Annotated in this window: 17 protein-coding genes and 2 tRNA genes; 7 read left to right on the plus strand and 12 right to left on the minus strand. The window is 71.0% G+C overall.

The genetic code is table 11. The annotated features are described in order from the left end of the window. Positions 1–120: 120 nt before the first annotated feature. Positions 121–597, minus strand: coding sequence for a MarR family winged helix-turn-helix transcriptional regulator (locus GVL05_RS08465; RefSeq protein WP_111083786.1), 477 nt, complete (start codon positions 595–597; stop codon positions 121–123). 153 nt (positions 598–750) lie between these two features. Here GVL05_RS08465 and GVL05_RS08470 point away from each other — a divergent pair, with 153 nt between their 5' ends. Together GVL05_RS08470 and GVL05_RS08475 are read left to right on the plus strand one after the other, a co-directional pair. Further along, positions 751–1011, plus strand: coding sequence for a DUF4190 domain-containing protein (locus GVL05_RS08470; RefSeq protein WP_159572816.1), 261 nt, complete (start codon positions 751–753; stop codon positions 1009–1011). Between the two features lie 79 nt (positions 1012–1090). Continuing rightward, complete coding sequence (locus GVL05_RS08475) at positions 1091–4663, plus strand: bifunctional proline dehydrogenase/L-glutamate gamma-semialdehyde dehydrogenase (RefSeq protein ID WP_159572818.1); 3573 nt, start codon at positions 1091–1093, stop codon at positions 4661–4663. Between the two features lie 15 nt (positions 4664–4678). Here the strand turns inward: GVL05_RS08475 and GVL05_RS08480 are convergent, their stop codons facing one another. From GVL05_RS08480 to GVL05_RS08495, 4 genes are all read right to left on the minus strand, one after another. Further along, entirely contained in the window at positions 4679–4876 is a 198-nt protein-coding gene (locus tag GVL05_RS08480) for a hypothetical protein (RefSeq protein WP_123339214.1), read from the minus strand. 10 nt (positions 4877–4886) lie between these two features. Then, positions 4887–5429: a dihydrofolate reductase family protein gene (locus GVL05_RS08485; RefSeq protein WP_123294528.1), complete on the minus strand. Its 543-nt coding sequence runs from the start codon at positions 5427–5429 to the stop codon at positions 4887–4889. Between the two features lie 65 nt (positions 5430–5494). Continuing rightward, the gene (locus GVL05_RS08490) at positions 5495–5827 is read right to left on the minus strand and encodes a hypothetical protein (RefSeq protein ID WP_159572820.1); all 333 of its coding nucleotides are present in this window, start codon (positions 5825–5827) and stop codon (positions 5495–5497) included. Further along, positions 5824–6819: an SDR family oxidoreductase gene (locus GVL05_RS08495; protein ID WP_159572822.1), complete on the minus strand. Its 996-nt coding sequence runs from the start codon at positions 6817–6819 to the stop codon at positions 5824–5826. Before GVL05_RS08495 ends, GVL05_RS08490 begins: the two co-directional genes overlap by 4 nt. Positions 6820–6910: 91 nt before the next feature. On the opposite strand from GVL05_RS08495, the gene GVL05_RS08500 reads away from it, so the two are divergent. Beyond that, a complete protein-coding gene (locus GVL05_RS08500; protein ID WP_131844958.1) occupies positions 6911–7648 on the plus strand; it encodes a hypothetical protein in 738 nt (245 codons plus the stop codon). Here GVL05_RS08500 and GVL05_RS08505 read toward each other — a convergent pair. From GVL05_RS08505 to GVL05_RS08520, 4 genes are read right to left on the minus strand one after another with little or no spacing between them, the layout of a single operon-like run. Continuing rightward, positions 7620–8393 carry a YqjF family protein gene (locus GVL05_RS08505; RefSeq protein WP_200849183.1) on the minus strand — a complete coding sequence of 258 codons (774 nt, stop codon included), beginning with the start codon at positions 8391–8393 and terminating at the stop codon, positions 7620–7622. The two genes, GVL05_RS08500 and GVL05_RS08505, sit on opposite strands and share 29 nt — an antisense overlap. After that, positions 8390–9223, minus strand: a complete 834-nt coding sequence (locus tag GVL05_RS08510) for a nitroreductase family protein (RefSeq protein ID WP_159572824.1) — start codon at positions 9221–9223, stop codon at positions 8390–8392. Before GVL05_RS08510 ends, GVL05_RS08505 begins: the two co-directional genes overlap by 4 nt. A gap of 22 nt (positions 9224–9245) precedes the next feature. Continuing rightward, positions 9246–9620 carry a hypothetical protein gene (locus GVL05_RS08515; protein WP_159572826.1) on the minus strand — a complete coding sequence of 125 codons (375 nt, stop codon included), beginning with the start codon at positions 9618–9620 and terminating at the stop codon, positions 9246–9248. A gap of 10 nt (positions 9621–9630) precedes the next feature. Further along, entirely contained in the window at positions 9631–10068 is a 438-nt protein-coding gene (locus GVL05_RS08520; RefSeq protein ID WP_111083794.1) for an Lrp/AsnC family transcriptional regulator, read from the minus strand. Positions 10069–10314: 246 nt separating this feature from the next. On the opposite strand from GVL05_RS08520, the gene ddaH reads away from it, so the two are divergent. Together ddaH and rocD are read left to right on the plus strand one after the other, a co-directional pair. Continuing rightward, positions 10315–11217 carry a dimethylargininase gene (ddaH, locus tag GVL05_RS08525; protein ID WP_123294534.1) on the plus strand — a complete coding sequence of 301 codons (903 nt, stop codon included), beginning with the start codon at positions 10315–10317 and terminating at the stop codon, positions 11215–11217. Next, complete coding sequence (rocD, locus tag GVL05_RS08530) at positions 11217–12446, plus strand: ornithine--oxo-acid transaminase (protein ID WP_159572828.1); 1230 nt, start codon at positions 11217–11219, stop codon at positions 12444–12446. Before ddaH ends, rocD begins: the two co-directional genes overlap by 1 nt. Positions 12447–12565: 119 nt before the next feature. On the opposite strand, the gene GVL05_RS08535 is transcribed toward rocD, so the two are convergent. After that, positions 12566–13558 (minus strand): SDR family oxidoreductase, encoded by a 993-nt coding sequence (locus GVL05_RS08535; protein ID WP_159572830.1) that lies wholly within the window; start codon positions 13556–13558, stop codon positions 12566–12568. A 125-nt stretch (positions 13559–13683) separates the two neighbouring features. Between GVL05_RS08535 and GVL05_RS08540 the strand changes: the two genes are divergently transcribed. Then, positions 13684–14694: an aldo/keto reductase family protein gene (locus GVL05_RS08540; protein WP_159572832.1), complete on the plus strand. Its 1011-nt coding sequence runs from the start codon at positions 13684–13686 to the stop codon at positions 14692–14694. A 95-nt stretch (positions 14695–14789) separates the two neighbouring features. Further along, entirely contained in the window at positions 14790–15788 is a 999-nt protein-coding gene (locus GVL05_RS08545) for an IS481 family transposase (protein ID WP_159572834.1), read from the plus strand. Positions 15789–15856: 68 nt separating this feature from the next. Here GVL05_RS08545 and GVL05_RS08550 read toward each other — a convergent pair. Both GVL05_RS08550 and GVL05_RS08555 read right to left on the minus strand, forming a co-directional pair. Then, positions 15857–15929 (minus strand) — tRNA-Phe (locus GVL05_RS08550). Position 15930: 1 nt separating this feature from the next. Beyond that, positions 15931–16007, minus strand: a tRNA-Asp gene (locus GVL05_RS08555). Positions 16008–16014 lie beyond the last annotated feature (7 nt).

Genomic DNA, 16014 nt, shown 5'->3' on the forward strand with positions numbered 1-16014 from the left:
GCCCTGAGCTGCGCCGAGGTTCCGAGATTTCGGAACCTCGGCGCAGCTCAGGGCCGTTCATGGAACCTCGGCGCTCCCCGTGCGGCGAGTCGTGGAACCTCGGCGGACGTGCGGGGGCAGCTAGCCCGAGACGGCCTCGTCCGACACGTCGGGGCCGATCGCGTCCTGGACGCGCGCGCTGACGGACCGGAGGGTGTCCGCGTCGGTCCCCACGGGCCTCCAGAACAGGTCTTCCAGCGCACCGGTGTGCGCGCGGATGCCGGCGAGCACCGCGCGGCGGCCGTCGGGGGTCATCTCCACCCAGCTGCCGCGGCCGTCGGTCGGGCAGTCGGCGCGTCCGACCAAGCCGCGGGAGACCATCCGTGTGACCTGGTGGCTGACGCGCGACTTCTCCCAACCGATGCCGGCGGCGATGTCGCGGACGCGCAGCCGGTGGTCCGGCTCGCGCTGCAGCCCGATCAGGATCTCGAACTCGGGGATGGAGATGCCGGCGCCAGCCTGGACGGCCTGGTCGAGCGCTCGGTCGAGGCGTCGCCAGACGTCGTGGTAGGCGTCCCACGTCGCCCAGTCGTGGCCATCGTTGCCCTGCGTCGACATGCCGACCAGCGTATCCACCGTGGGGACCGACCGACCCCGCCGCCGCGTCTTTCATCCGTCCGGATGACCCGAACGGGGCGCTGCGGAGCGATCCGCACGGCCCGTACGATGACCGGGCCGTGCAGCGCTCGGCGCGACGAGACAGGAACCCGCATGACGAACCCGTACGCACAGCCGCCGATCACACCGGTCCGCCCGACGAACACCCTGGCGATCATCGCGCTCGTGCTGGGGTTCGTGGTGCCCATCGGCGGGGTCGTCGTGGGGCTCATCGCGCTGCCGCAGCTGCGGCGGACGGGCGAGGCCGGACGCGGTCTCGCGATCACGGGCATCGTCGTCGGCGCGGTCATCTCCGTCGTCACGGTGCTGCCGCTGCTGCTCATGCTGCCGGAACTGATCCGGGTCTTCGGCTGACGTCATCCCCCAGGACGGTTCCGAGCCGACGTGCGGCGCGCTCCAAGGTGAGGTCGGAGGTGCGGCATACGATCGGAGCATGCCGAGCGCCCGCCTCCAGGACTGCACCGACGACGCCGTTGCGCTGGTCCGCAAGTGGCTGGCGGCGTCCGCCGGGGCGAAGCCGGACGCCGGTGCCGCCCGTCTCGCCGAGGCCCTGCGCGACGAGCGTGGCCTCGACTTCACGCGCAGCTTCGTCGACAAGGTCATCCGCCCCGAAGACCCCCGGGTCGCGGCCCGCAACCTCGAGCAGGTCAGCCGCGACGTCCCCGACTTCCTCGCCTGGTACCTGCGCGGTGCGGTGACCCTCGGCGGCGGGTTCGCGACGATGGCGCCGTGGGCGGTCATCCCCACCGCACGGCGGATCCTGCGCCGGATGACCGGCCACCTGGTGATCGACGCGAGCACGGCGAAGCTCGGTCCGGCGCTCGCCAAGGTCGGTGGGCCGGGCACCCGGCTCAACGTGAACCTGCTCGGCGAAGCCGTGCTCGGCAGCGCTGAGAGCGACCGTCGGCTGCAGGGGACGATGGACCTGCTCGCCCGCGACGACGTCGACTACGTGTCGATCAAGGTCAGTTCGGTCGTGCCGCAGATGTCGATGTGGGCGTTCGACCAGACGGTCGAGCGGGTCGTCGACCGGCTCGTGCCGTTGTACCGGCTGGCGGCGGCTCCGCTGGCCTCCGGCGGTCAGGCGAAGTTCATCAACCTGGACATGGAGGAGTACCGCGACCTCGACGTCACCCTCGCGGTGTTCCGGACCCTGCTCGACCGTGACGAGTTCGCGGGGCTGCAGGCCGGCATCGTGCTGCAGGCCTACCTGCCCGATGCCGCCGGGGCGCTCGAGTCCCTGACGACCTGGGCGCAGGAACGCCGGGCCCGGGGTGGCGCTCCGATCAAGGTGCGGCTCGTCAAGGGCGCGAACCTGGCGATGGAGCACGTCGACGCGATCGTGCACGACTGGCCGCTCGCGACCTGGGGCAGCAAGCGCGAGACCGACTCCGCCTACCTGCGGCTGCTCGACGCCGCGCTGACCCCGGAGCGCACCGACGCCGTGCGCATCGGGGTCGCCGGCCACAACCTGTTCGACCTGGCGACCGCGTGGGTGCTCGCCCAGCGCCGCGGGGTGACCGACGCGGTCGACGTCGAGATGCTGCTCGGCATGGCGTCCACGCACGCCGACGCCGTCCGCGCCGACGTCGGCCAGATCCTGCTCTACACGCCCGTCGTCCAGCCGGACGAGTTCGACTCCGCGATCGCGTACCTCGCCCGCCGCCTGCAGGAGAGCTCGAGCCCCGAGAACTTCATCGCCGCGGCGTCCGACATCGACCACGACGCCAGTGTGTTCGACCGCGAACACGGCCGGTACCTGGCGTCGGTCGCGGCCCTCGACGAGCCGGTGCACGCGACACACCGCACCCAGGACCGCCACCGGGCGCTCGGCGAGCCGGTCCTGCGCGACGCCTTCCGGAACGCCCCGGACACCGACCCCGCCGTCCCCGCCAACCGTTCGTGGGCGCTCGACGTCCTGCGCCGGGTACCGCGCTCGCAGCTCGGCGCGCAGACGATCCGCGGGGCCAAGGTGGCCGACCGCTCCAAGCTCGAACGGATCATGGCGCGCACCGCGCAGGCCGGCGTCAACTGGGGGCGGCAGGACCCCTCCGACCGTGCTGAGCTCCTCGACCTGATCGGGCACGAGCTCGAGACCCGCCGCGCCGACCTGATCGAGGTGATGGCGGCGGAGACCGGGAAGACGTTCTCCGAGGCCGACACCGAGGTCACCGAAGCCGTCGACGCCGCCCACTACTACGCCGAGCGCGCCCGCCGCCTCGGCGACGTCGAGGGTGCCCGCTACGTCCCGCCACGCCTGACCGTCGTCGTGCCGCCGTGGAACTTCCCCGTCGCGATCCCCGCCGGCGGTGTCCTGGCGGCGCTCGCCGCGGGCAGCGGAGTCGTGCTCAAGCCCGCGCCCGAGGCGAAGCGCAGTGGTGCGCTGCTGGCCGACGTGCTCTGGGACGCCGGTGTGCCGCACTCGTTGCTGCAGCTCGTCGACCTGGCCGAGGACGAACTCGGCCGCGACCTGGTCGGGCACCCCGCCGTCGACCGCATCATCCTGACCGGCTCGGCCGACACCGCGCGATCCTTCCGCTGGTGGCGCGCGGGTCTGCCACTGAGCGCCGAGACGAGCGGCAAGAACGCGATCGTCGTCACGCCGAGTGCCGACATCGACCTCGCGGTGCAGGACATCGTGCAGTCCGCCTTCGGCCACGCCGGCCAGAAGTGCTCGGCGGCGTCCCTGGTCGTCCTGGTCGGCACGGTCGGCGAGAGCGAACGCTTCCGTCGGCAGCTCGTCGACGCCACGCGCACGCTCCGGGTCGCCTGGCCCGACGACCCCACCGCCCAGGTCGGCCCGGTCATCACCGAGCCCGAGGGCAAGCTGCGGCAAGGGCTCACCGAGCTCGGGCCGGGGGAGTCCTGGCTCGTGCAGCCGACGGCCCTCGACGACTCCGGGCGGCTCTGGTCACCCGGCATCCGTGACGGCGTCCGCCCGGGCAGCGACTTCCACCAGACCGAGTACTTCGGCCCGGTGCTCGGGATCATGCGCGCCGAGACGCTCGAGCAGGCGATCGCGATCCAGAACGGCACGGACTACGGCCTGACGGCGGGGATCCACTCGCTCGACGCCGACGAGGTGGCGGACTGGCTGGCGAGCGTGCGCGCCGGCAACCTGTACGTGAACCGCGGCATCACCGGTGCGGTCGTCGGTCGGCAGCCGTTCGGCGGCTGGAAGCGGTCGTCCGTGGGCACCGGCACGAAGGCGGGCGGACCGATGTACGTCGCGACGCTCGGCCGGTGGGAGCCGGTCCCGCGCACGGTGCACAAGAGCATCCAGCTGCACGGTCTCCCGCCGCGCGTGACCTCGGTGATCGAGGCCGCACGCAGCGGCCTGTCGTTCGAGGAGTTCGACCAGGTGCGGGCCGGTGCGCTCAGCGACGTCCGTGCGCGTGAGGAGCTGTACGGCGGGTCGCACGACCTGTCGGGGCTCGTGGTGCAGCGGAACGTGCTGCGCCACCGACCGCAGTCCGTCATCGTGCGGCAGGCCGAGGACGCCTCTGCGGGTGACCTGGTCCGGGCGCTCGTCGCCGCCACGGCTGCCCGCGCCCACGTCCTGCTCAGCACCGCCCGCCCGCTGCCCGGTCCGCTCAGTCAGCTGCTGGCCTCGAGTCGGTCGCCGCTGGACGTCGTCGACCACCTGGTCGAGTCCGACCAGGACTTCCACGCCCGTGCGTCGTCCGGCGCCGTGTTCCAGGCGAACTGGACGAGCGATGAGGACGCCGAGCCCGCCGACGCCCTCGGGGACATGCTCGCGCAGGGACAGGACCGACCCGTGCACACGGCGTTCGGCGGCCCCGGCGCACGGATCCGGCTCATCGGTGGCGACGCCCTGGCGCTCGAGGAAGCCCTCGGAGCGAGCATCGACGTCGCGATCCACGACGCGCCGGTGGTCGAGGCCGGGTTGATCGAGATGCTCCCGTTCATCCGTGAACAGTCGGTCTCGATCACCGCGCACCGGTTCGGGGACGTCGACGCGGACTTCGCTGACCTGCGCGTCTGACGTCCCCGGCTCGGGTCAGTCCTCGGTGTCGCCCGCTTCTTCGTCCTCGACGCCGGTCTCGTCCATCCGGTCACGCAGGTGGTCGGCCATCGCTCCGGCGCCCTCGCCGTGGTGGTCGTGGTCGACCTGTTCGATCAGGCCGTGCAGCTTCTCGTGGTTCGTGGCCTCGTTGGCGCCGTCCATGACGGGCTCGGTCTGCTCGTTGTCGCTCATGGCTCGGACGCTACGCCGGGGTGGCTGCGGACCGGTAGTGCAGCTCGACGGCACCGCCGGTGAACGGCGTCGTCCCGACCAGCTCGAACACCGGGGTCGGCGCCGCGACCGGCAGCAGCGGCGCACCGGCACCGAGCGCCACCGGCATCACGGTGACGCGGAGCTCGTCGAGCAGCCCTGCCTGCTGGTACTGCGCCGCGAGCAGTCCGCCGCCGACGACCCAGACGTCGCGCTCGCCGGCGGCCCGTTCGAGGTCGGCCTGGTGGTCCGCGACCTCGCCCGACACGAAGTGCACGTCGGCGCCGTCCGGCACCGGCAGGTCACGCGTGGTGAACACCCACGTCGCCAGGTCCGGGTACGCCCACGTGTCGTCGTGCTCGAGCAGCCACTCGTACGTGGTCGAGCCCATGACGATCGCGCCGATGCCCGCGAAGAACCGGTCGTGGTGCTCCTGGAACGGCTCGAAGCCGAACTGCAGCAGCCAGTCGAGGTCGTCGTCCGGTGCAGCGACGAAGCCGTCCAGCGAGGACGCGACGGAGTAGGTGGTACCCATGCCCCGGACGCTACCGAGCACCCCCGACAGGCGTCAGCGCCGACGGACGTCAGCGCCGCCAGCCGTCAGTGCCGGCCGACGACGGCGACCTCGGCGACGGTGAGCACCGTGGCGATCCACACCTGCTGCAGGGCGAACCGGCGGCGTCGTGGGTCGAGGGCGAGCGGCACCATCGTCACGCCGTGCACCGCGTCGACGGCGGCGCTCAGCGTGTGTGCGTTCCCGGTGCCCGTGCGTGCGACGAGGGCGGCCTGCACGAGCTGCCGGACGCCGAGCACGCCGTGCAGCACGGCCTGGTCGCGACCACGAGCCGCTCGGCCCAAGTGCCAGAGGCCGAGTCCGGCCCGGCACAGCTCGACGACGGCTGCACCCCGCACCGACGATCCGCGGCGGCTCATCGTCGTCGTCCGGCAACGAGTGCGACCGCCCCGGCCGCGCCGAGTGCCGCCCCGATGATGCCGTTGCCGATCCGTCGGTGTTCCACCCACCAGGTCTGCGGCGACCAGGCGTGCGCGGACTCGTCGAACACACCGTGCGCGCCGTGGTCGCCCGGCACCGGCTCGTACAGGTTGTCCTGCAGCTCCTGCCCGTCCTTGTCCGGCGCCTGCTGCCCGGAGACGAGCGTCTTGGCGGCGTACCAGTCGGCGAAACGCCCGCTGATCCGGTTGCCGAGGATCGTGTAGACGGTCGACTCGCCGACCCAGGTGCGACGGCGCGGCCGCTCGGCCACGGCAGCGATCGCGCGGGCACCGACCTCGGGCTGGAAGATCGGGGCGACCGGCTGCGGGTGGTGCGGCAGCTTCGACTTCACCCACCCGAACTGGATCGTGTTGAGGGCGGGCATGTCGACCCGCGACACCTTCACCTTGCTGCCCTGTTCGAGCAGCTCGGAGACGACGGACTCGGTGAACCCGACGATCGCGTGCTTCGCGCCGCAGTACGCGGCCTGCAGCGGGATGCCCCGGAAGCCGAGTGCTGAGCCGACCTGGACGACGTGTCCCTGGCCGCGGGGCACCATCCGGGAGAGCGCTGCTCGGGTCCCGTTGACGAAGCCGAGGTAGGTCACGCGCAGCGCCCGCTCGAAGTCCTCGGGCGCGGTGTCCAGGAACTTGCCGAACACCCCGACCATCACGCCGTTCACCCACAGGTCGATCGGCCCGAGTTCCTGCTCGACGCGGTCGGCCGCGGCCTCGACGGCCTCGCGGTCGGACACGTCGGCGACCAGGGCCAGCCCGCGACGCCCCGCGGCCTCGACCTCGGCGACCGCGGCGTCGACGCCGTCCCGTCCGCGGGCGAGGACGGCGACGTCCCACCCCCGCGCGGCGAGCTCCCGGACGGTCGCACGCCCCAGTCCTGCGGATCCACCGGTCACCACTGCCACTCGAGTCATGGCTCCCTTGTACCTGCGGCCGACCATGCACCACTCAGCCGGTGTCCCCCGACGGCCCGTGCCTGCGGACGGTGGCGAGCATGATGGTCGCGTGGACACGCGAGACGACCCGGTGGAACCCGAGCCGGACGCGGAGCCGCAGCCGCGCTGGATCCGCCGGGCGCCGATCCTCCCCGAGCAGTGGTGGGGTCCTCCGATGGCCCAGGCAGTCGGGGCGCTGGCGGTCGTGGCGATCGGCATCTGGCTGCAGCGTCCCGCCCTGCCCGTCGCGGTCCTCGTCGGTGTCGTCGGGCTGGTCGGCGCGGTCGTGCTCGCGTTCGCCGGACGACGGGCGTACTGGTACCCGAGTTGCACGACGGCTTGGCGCTTGCACCGCACGCGTGTCGTCGTCTGGAGCGCCGCCGGAGTCGCGTTGGCGGTGTTCGCCCTCGCGGTGGGCGCGCAGACGCTCCTGATCGGCTACCTGGCTGCCGCGACGGGCCTGTACACGGTGCGGCGGGACGAGCCGACGCGGTTCGAGCTGTGGGGGCGTTCGGCGGCGTCGGCTGCCGTCGCGGTCGTGTCGGCTGTGTACGCGGTCGTGGCGTTGACGGTCCCGAGCGTCGACGAAGCACACTCATCGCGGTGGATCGGGTGGAGCATCGTCATCGTCCCGGTCGCTGTCGTCACTGCGGTCCTGCAGTGGCGAGCCGCCTCGGGGACGGCCGACCCCGACCAGAACGGAGCGGCGGCGGACGCCGGCGAACCGGAACCGGGACCAGAACAGCGACCGGGACCGGAGCCGCCGGCCGACGACCCGCTCAGCGCCCCCGACCGAACCGCGTCGTGACCCCCGCCGAGTAGAGCACCGCGTCCGGCTCGAGCTCCGTCAACCCGAACGGCAGCCCCGCAGCGCCGACCAGGTCGTCCCGCAACGACACCACCGAGGCCCGGTGCAACGGCCACGCGTCGTGCTCGTTCGGCCAGAACCGGGTCCGCCCGGCCCGGTGCACGTGCATGCCCCACCGCGCGGTCAGGAACGTCTCGAGCGGCCCTGGCTCGTCCAGTACCTCGCCCACGCGGACGTCGAGCCTCGACCGCAGGTGCGTCCCGTGCCGCCGCATCGCGTACCCGACGCGGCCGTCGCCGCTCCGCGACTCGGCGTCCGCCCACCAGTAGGGCAGCCCGGTGGCCACGCGTGCGCCGACGGTCGGCAGCAGCTTGCCGGCGTCGAGCGACAGGAACACGACACCGTGCTGGCCCTGCTCATCGACCGTGTAGACGCGGACGTTCACCTCGACGAAGTCGCCGATCGAGCCGGTCCGCCCCAGCGCCCCGAGGGGCGGGAACCGAGTGTCCTCGAACCGGAACCCGATGAGGCCCACCCACGTGGTCACCCCGTCGTCCGTCCCGTCGAGCGCCATCGTGTCGGGTCGCGTGCCGGCCGGCAGCAGCGGGGCCACCGCCGACACGTCGACGCGCCAGTGCACGAAGACGACGTCGAGCCAGTCCTGCGAGATCCAGGGACGGCCCGGCAGGCCGGGGGCGGCTGACTGGAGGCCCGGGGTGCCGTGGGTGGGTCGGGTGTCGGTCACGATGTGGTCGCCTCCGGTTCGATGTGGCCCGCGACGGGCGCGTCGTCCCACCCCTGCTGCGGGGTGTCGCAGGTGCCGCGGAACACGTACTGCGATGGCCGCTTCCGCTCGCTCGACGTCCAGTCGATCGCGGGGCGGCGTCGTTCGGGCGGCAGGTACCCGATCCGGTAGACGGCCATGAGCTCGAGCGACTCGGGCACCCGGAGCAACCCCTCGATCTCCGCCCAGGCACCCGGGGTCTCCATCGGGAAGGACACGAACTGGATCCCCAGCCCGAGCTCGGTCGTCGCGAGCCAGATGTTCTCCATCGCCGCGCCCATGCTGAACACCGAGTAGAAGCCGGACAGCTCCTGCTCCCGGTACTCGTGGCGGTCGAGCATCACGCCGAGCAGCAGCGGCGACCCGGCGACGAGCTTCCGGTTCTCCTCGCCCAGGCTCTGCGGCACACGGAGGGTGTTCATGAGCAGCTGCCCGCGCTTCGTGAACACCTGCTTCGTGAACGGCCGGAGCGGTCCGGGCAGCTTGTCGAACAGCATGCCGTCGCGCCGCTCGTCCATCTCGGCCTTCGAGAACCGGAAGTACGGCTTGTACCGCTCGAAGAACGTCCCCTCGGCCATGGTGCGGGTCATCGAGCTGCCGCTGATCGCGGCGACCCGGTCGATCGTGTCGCGCTCCTCGACCAGCACGAACCGCCACGGTTGGCTGTTCAGCTGGGACGGGGCCCGGCCGGCGAGTTCCATGAGCAGCCGTTGGTGCTCCTCGGACACCGGGTCGGGCAGGAACGCCCCGTTCGTGGTCCGTCGGCGTCGGATGGCCTCGAAGAGCTCCACTGCTTCCCCTCGTGTCTCGTCGTCACGGTCGACGCCGCACCAGCAGCGCCCCCAGGTAGGACGGCGCGGCGGCCACCGCGATCTTCCAGTGTGCTCCGGAGCGCGGGTTCGTGCGGGGCGTGAGCGCGAGCGGGACGACTGCGGGCAGCAGGAACAGCGCCGAACGGTCCCGGGTCCACAAGGGCGTCGTCGCGGCGGCCCCGGTGAGCGTCGCCGTCACGACGAACAGGCCGTGGTGCACGACGCGGAGCTTCTTCGTCCGGATCAACCGGACGGCGACGGCCGTGCCCCAGAGGCAGTTCGCAACGTAGGCGACGCTCGCAGCGGTGACCAGCTGCAGGGCCGGGCGCGATCCCGTGGGTGCCGAGCCGCGCCTCCAGACCGCCTTCCGTCCCATGCGTGGGACGTTACGCGGTGTCGCGACTGACCAGCTTGGAGAGCACGATCGCGGAGCGCGTGTGGTCCACCTGCGGTGCGAGGCGGACCTTGTCGAGCGCCTCCTCCAGCGCAGACAGGTCCTTCGAGCGCATGTGCACGACGGCGTCGGCGCTCCCCGTGACCGTGCCGGCGTCGATGACCTCGGGCACGGTGTCGAGCAGCGCACGGAGCTCGTCGGGGGAGACCGTGCCGCGGCAGTACAGCTCGACCCAGGCCTCGGTGCCGCGGTCCTCGACGGCGGGGTCGACCTTGATCGTGAAGCCCTGGATGACACCATCGCCGACGAGTCGGTCGACGCGGCGCTTGACGGCCGATGCCGAGAGTCCGACCACCGACCCGATGTCGCCGTAGCCGGCGCGGGCGTTGTCCCGGAGTTGATCCAGGATGCGGTGGTCGAGCGAATCCATTGCACCCATCGTACGCGGACTTCTTGCGAGGTCGGCGGGTCGGACGCACGAAACGTGCGTCACCCGAACGGGTGCCACGGCGCTTCGCTCCCGGTACTGCACTTGCCGGACGGTCTGTGTCAGGATCGACGTGGCGTCGACCTGGTCCGCTACGGCGAGTGAGCCTGCATCTCGCCGGAGCACCTCTCCTTCGTTCCGTTTCGGTTCCTGGCAGGCTCGGGCCCCGGTCCCTTCTCAGGAGGACTGATGTCGAACACCGCACCCTCGACCACCGATGCACCGGCCCGTACCGCCACCAAGCGGACGATCCTGATGTGCAAGCCGGACTTCTACACGGTGAGCTACCGGATCAACCCGTGGATGCACCCGGAGGAGCCGACCGACACGTCGAAGGCCGTCGCCCAGTGGCAGACGCTCGTCGACGTGTACGAGCAGCTCGGCTTCGACATCTCGTACATCGACCCCATCGACGGCCTGCCGGACATGGTCTACGCGGCCAACGGCGGGTTCGTGCTCGACGGCATCGCCTACGGCGCGAAGTTCCAGTACCCCGAGCGCCAGCCCGAGGGCCCCGCGTACATGGACTGGTTCCGTCAGGCCGGACTGACCGTCGCCGAGCCCGAGCAGACCAACGAGGGCGAGGGTGACTTCCTGCTCATCGGAAACACCATCTTCGCCGGCACCGGCTTCCGGTCGGACAGCACCTCCCACGACGAGCTCGCGACGATCTACGGCCGTGAGGTCGTCACCCTGAAGCTCATCAACCCGAGCTTCTACCACCTCGACACCGCCATCGCCGTGCTCGACCCGGAGCCCGACGCTTCCGGCCGGTCGAACATCGCGTACCTGGAGAGCGCCTTCGACGAGCCGTCGCTGGCGATCCTGCGCGAGCGCTTCCCCGACGCGATCATCGCGACGGAGGAGGACGCCGCGATCCTCGGCCTGAACTCCTACTCCGACGGGTACAACGTCGTGATCGCCGCGCGGGCTGTGCGGTTCGCCGAACAGCTCAGGGAGAAGGGGTACAACCCGATCGGCGTCGACCTGTCCGAGCTGTTGCTCGGCGGTGGCGGCGTGAAGTGCTGCACGCTCGACCTGCACCCGGTCGGCACCGGCAACTCGGTCGCCCGCTCGCTCGGGGTCAGCTGATGTCGGCGGCAGCGTCGCTCGGGGTCAACACCGCGGCGGCGCTCGCCGTCGAGGACCGCGCCCTCGCGCACAACTACAGCCCGCTGCCCGTCGTCATCGCGTCGGGGGCCGGAGCGACCGTCACGGACGTCGACGGCAAGCAGTACCTGGACGGCCTCGCCGCGTACTCCGCGGTGAACTTCGGCCACGGCAACCCGCGGCTGCTCGACGCCGCCCGGGCGCAGCTCGACCGGGTGACGCTGACCAGCCGTGCGTTCGTGAACGACCAGCTCGGGCCGTTCGCCACGGCACTGGCGGCGTTGACGGAGACCGAGATGGTCCTGCCGATGAACACCGGTGCCGAGGCCGTCGAGTCCGCGATCAAGGTGTCCCGCGCCTGGGGCTACCGCGTCAAGGGGGTCCCCGCGGACCGCGCGACGATCATCGTGGCGTCCGGGAACTTCCACGGCCGCACCACCACGATCATCTCGTTCTCGGACGACCCCTCGGCCCGCGATGACTTCGGTCCGTACACCCCGGGGTTCCGCACGGTGCCGTACGGCGACGCCGCTGCCCTGCGCGCAGCGATGGACGAGACCGTCGTCGCCGTGCTGCTCGAACCCATCCAAGGCGAGGGCGGCGTGGTCATCCCGCCCGCTTCGTACCTGCCTGCTGTCCGGGAGCTCTGCGACGAGTTCGGCGCGCTGTTCATCGCCGACGAGATCCAGTCCGGACTCGGACGCACGGGCCACACGCTCGCCGTGCAGCGCGTCGGGGTCCGCCCCGACCTCATCACGCTCGGCAAGGCACTCGGCGGCGGCATCGTGCCGGTGTCCGCGGTCGTCGGCTCGCGCGCTGTCCTGGGGGTGCTGCGTCCCGGTGAGCACGGTTCGACCTTCGGTGGCAACCCGCTCGCCGCTGCCGTCGGCGCCGAGGTCGTGGCGATGCTCGGTGAGGGCACGTTCCAGCAGCGCGCACTCGACGGCGAACCGTTGCTGCGCGGGCTGCTCGACGACCTGCTCGGCAAGGGGGTCGTGTCGCACCGCGTCGCCGGACTCTGGGCAGGGATCGACATCGACCCCGCGCTCGGCACCGGCAAGGAGATCTCGAAGGACCTCGCCGACCGCGGGCTGCTCGTGAAGGACACCCACGGTTCGACGATCCGCTTCGCCCCGCCGCTCGTGGTCACCGACGACGAGCTGCGCACGGCGATCGGCACGCTCGCGTCGGTCCTGTCCGCGCGCGCCTGAGCCGCGCGCTCGGCGCCGCGCGCTCGGCGCCGCGCGCTCGGCGCCACGCGCTCGCTTCGTGAGCAGAAATGGTCGGGTCGCCACACGGCACCCGACCATTTCTGCTCACCAAGCGCGGCTCACACCGCCCAGCGCGCCGCCAACTCGTCCATCAGCGCATCGAGGCGCTCGTCGACGACCTGCGCGTCGGGGTTGGCCTCGAACCAGGCGATGACCTCACGCACACCCTGCCGGTAGGGCGTCCGCGGCCGGTACCACGGCACGAGCGACCGGACCTTGCTGTTGTCGAACACTGAGCTGTTGGCCTTGTCGCCGAGCAGCGCCGCACCCCACTCCGGGTCCACGGCGTTGATGGCGTCCGCCGGCACGTGCACGATCTGCAGGTCGGACACCCCCGCCGCCGCCGCGATCTCGTGTGCGATGGCGTTCCACGTCGGCGCCTCGTCGCTCGTGATCGTGAAGGCCTCACCGATCGCCGACGCGTTGTCGAGCAGCCCGGTGAACCCGACCGCGAAGTCACGGCTGTGCGTCAGCGTCCACAGCGACGTGCCGTCACCGGTGATGATGATCGGCTTGCCGGCGCGCATCCGCGCCACCGCAGTCCAGCCACCGGTGAGCGGCAGCTTCGTCTCGTCGTAGGTGTGCGACGGCCGCACGATCGTCACCGGGAAGTCCTGCTCCCGGTACGCCTCCATCAGCAGTTCCTCGCACGCGATCTTGTCGCGCGAGTACTGCCAGTAGGGGTTCTTCAGCGGCGTCGACTCCGTGATCGGCAGGTGCGTCGCCGGCGTCTGGTACGCCGAGGCCGAGCTGATGAAGACGTACTGCCGCGTCCGTCCGGCGAAGAAGTCGATGTCGGCCTGCACCTGGTCCGGCGTGAAGGCCACCCAGTTCACCACCACGTCGAAGTGGCGGTCGCCGAGTGCGTCCGCCAGGGCGCTGCGGTCCGACACATCGGCCTGGAGGCGCGTCACACCCTCCGGGATCGGCCTGCCCCCGGTGGTGCCCCGGTTCAGGACCGTGACGTCGTGGCCCTGTTCGGTTGCCTCCCGCACACAGGAGGCGCTGATCACGCCGCTCCCGCCGATGAACAACACGCTCGCTCCGGTCATGGATGCTCCCTCGCTCTCGACGGCGCAGCCCTGCGCCGTCGTCCCATGTGATCCTGCACCCTCCCGGCCGACTACCGTCACGGGTCGAGCCGCACCGACGCGGCCACGACAGGAGTGACACGCACATGGAGTACCGCTACCTCGGCAACTCGGGCCTCAAGGTCTCCGAGATCACCTACGGCAACTGGCTCACCCACGCATCCCAGGTCGAGAACGATGCGGCCATCGCCTGCGTCAGGGCCGCCCTCGACGTGGGCATCTCGACGTTCGACACCGCCGACGTCTACGCCAACACCGGCGCGGAGACCGTCCTCGGCGAAGCCCTCAAGGGGGAGCGTCGCCAGTCGCTCGAGATCGCCACGAAGGTGTTCGGGCCGACCGGACCGAAGGGGCACAACGACACCGGGCTGTCCCGCAAGCACATCCTCGAGTCGATCGACGGTTCGCTCGGCCGCCTGCAGACCGACTACGTCGACCTGTACCAGGCGCACCGCTTCGACCACGAGACGCCGCTCGAGGAGACGATGCAGGCCTTCGCCGACATCGTGCGCCAGGGCAAGGTCCTGTACGTCGGCGTGAGCGAGTGGACCGCGGAGCAGCTCCGTGCCGGCGCCGCGCTGGCCAAGGACCTCGGGTTCCAGCTCATCTCGAACCAGCCGCAGTACTCGGCGCTGTGGCGGGTCATCGAAGAAGAGGTCGTGCCGACCTCGAAGGAGCTCGGGATCTCGCAGATCGTCTGGTCCCCGATCGCCCAGGGCGTCCTGACCGGCAAGTACAAGCCCGGTCAGCCACTGCCCGAGGGCTCACGCGCCACCGACGACAAGGGCGGCGCGGACATGATCAAGCGGTTCATGCGCGACGAGGTGCTGTCCTCGGTGCAGGAGCTCGAGCCGATCGCGCAGGAGCTCGACCTGTCGATGGCACAGCTCGCCGTCGCCTGGGTACTGCAGAACGAGAACGTCGCGAGCGCCATCATCGGGGCGTCGCGTCCGGAGCAGGTGCACGACAACGCCGGCGCTGCCGGTGTCACGATCCCGGCGGAGCTGCTCAGCCGGATCGACGACGCCCTCGGTGCCGTGGTCGAGCGTGACCCGGCGAAGACGAACGACAGCAGCCCGAAGACCCGCGAGGCCTAGCTGTAGTTCCCCGGGACGTTGTGAACGGGTGACGTAAGTGAAGACCTCCGGGACGATGTGAGTTACCACACACCACGTCGTCACCGGAGGTCTTCGTGACTCACGCTAATGCCCCGTTCACTCCAACGGGCAGAGAACGCCTTGCTCGGCTGATCGTCGTCGATGGTTGGCCGGTCCGTCGGGCCGCGGAACGGTTCCAGTGCTCGCCAGCGACGGCAGCGAAGTGGGCTGCACGATACCGAGCGGGCCTGTCGATGGTCGACCGGTCGTCGAGGCCGTTGTCGAGTCCGACCAGGGTCCCGTCCCGGCTGGAACGCCGCATCCTCGCGTTGCGGGTCACCCGGCGGTGGGGACCGCACCGGATTGCGTTCCACCTGGGCCTGGCCCGCTCGACAGTCGGACGTGTCCTGGCCCGGTTCCGGATGCCGCTGCTGCGCAACATTGACCAAGCAACCGGGCTCCCGGTTCGCCGGCCGACTCCGGTGCGATACGAGAAGTCCCGGCCGGGTGAGCTCGTCCACGTCGACATCAAGAAGCAAGGCCGCATCCCAGATGGTGGCGGCTGGCGCGCTCACGGACGCGGGTCAGCCCAGGACCGCGCCGCCGGCTCGAATCGTGATCGTGCTGCTCGTCGGGGCGGTCGCGCCTCTCGCGGATACCGGTTCCTGCACCACGCGGTCGATGATCACTCCCGGCTGGCGTATTCAGAGATCCACGACAACGAACTCGGCGCCACCGCTGCCGGGTTCTGGGCCCGCGCAAACACGTTCTTCGCCGCCGCGGGGATCCATGTCGAGGCCGTGATGACCGACAACGGTGCGTGTTACCGATCCCGCGACTTCGCGACCGCCCTCGGCGACGCGAAGCACCGCTTCACCAGGCCCTACCGGCCGCAGACCAACGGGAAGGTCGAGCGGTTCAATCGGACCCTCGCCGCGGAATGGGCCTACGCCCGTCACTACGACAGTGATGCAGCCAGAACCGCGACCTACGCGGACTGGCTGCATCACTACAATCACCACCGACCACACACCGGCCTCGGCGGCCAAACCCCATCAGATCGCGTTCACAACCTCACGGGGAACTACACCTAGCGCCGACCCGGGCCAGACGGCTCAGACAACGGAAAAGGCCCCCTGCCGAAGCAGGGGGCCTTCACCGGTGGCTGGACACGGCATCGATCCGTGGACCTTTCGATTTTCAGTCGAACGCTCTACCAACTGAGCTATCCAGCCGTGGCGACCCTGACGGGACTTGAACCCGCGACCTCCGCCGTGACAGGGCGGCACGCTAACCAGCTGCGCTACAGGGCCATGTTGA

This window comes from Curtobacterium sp. 18060 (assembly GCF_902706105.1).
Lineage (GTDB): Bacteria > Actinomycetota > Actinomycetes > Actinomycetales > Microbacteriaceae > Curtobacterium.

Coding starts and splice junctions, on each gene's coding strand:
- GVL05_RS08520 (WP_111083794.1), bottom strand. CDS start 10,068: ATGGATTCGCTCGACCACCGCATCCTGGATCAACTCCGGGACAACGCC.
- rocD (WP_159572828.1), top strand. CDS start 11,217: ATGTCGGCGGCAGCGTCGCTCGGGGTCAACACCGCGGCGGCGCTCGCC.
- GVL05_RS08495 (WP_159572822.1), bottom strand. CDS start 6,819: ATGACTCGAGTGGCAGTGGTGACCGGTGGATCCGCAGGACTGGGGCGT.
- GVL05_RS08480 (WP_123339214.1), bottom strand. CDS start 4,876: ATGAGCGACAACGAGCAGACCGAGCCCGTCATGGACGGCGCCAACGAG.
- GVL05_RS08535 (WP_159572830.1), bottom strand. CDS start 13,558: ATGACCGGAGCGAGCGTGTTGTTCATCGGCGGGAGCGGCGTGATCAGC.
- ddaH (WP_123294534.1), top strand. CDS start 10,315: ATGTCGAACACCGCACCCTCGACCACCGATGCACCGGCCCGTACCGCC.
- GVL05_RS08475 (WP_159572818.1), top strand. CDS start 1,091: ATGCCGAGCGCCCGCCTCCAGGACTGCACCGACGACGCCGTTGCGCTG.
- GVL05_RS08540 (WP_159572832.1), top strand. CDS start 13,684: ATGGAGTACCGCTACCTCGGCAACTCGGGCCTCAAGGTCTCCGAGATC.
- GVL05_RS08515 (WP_159572826.1), bottom strand. CDS start 9,620: ATGGGACGGAAGGCGGTCTGGAGGCGCGGCTCGGCACCCACGGGATCG.
- GVL05_RS08470 (WP_159572816.1), top strand. CDS start 751: ATGACGAACCCGTACGCACAGCCGCCGATCACACCGGTCCGCCCGACG.
- GVL05_RS08485 (WP_123294528.1), bottom strand. CDS start 5,429: ATGGGTACCACCTACTCCGTCGCGTCCTCGCTGGACGGCTTCGTCGCT.
- GVL05_RS08465 (WP_111083786.1), bottom strand. CDS start 597: ATGTCGACGCAGGGCAACGATGGCCACGACTGGGCGACGTGGGACGCC.
- GVL05_RS08490 (WP_159572820.1), bottom strand. CDS start 5,827: ATGAGCCGCCGCGGATCGTCGGTGCGGGGTGCAGCCGTCGTCGAGCTG.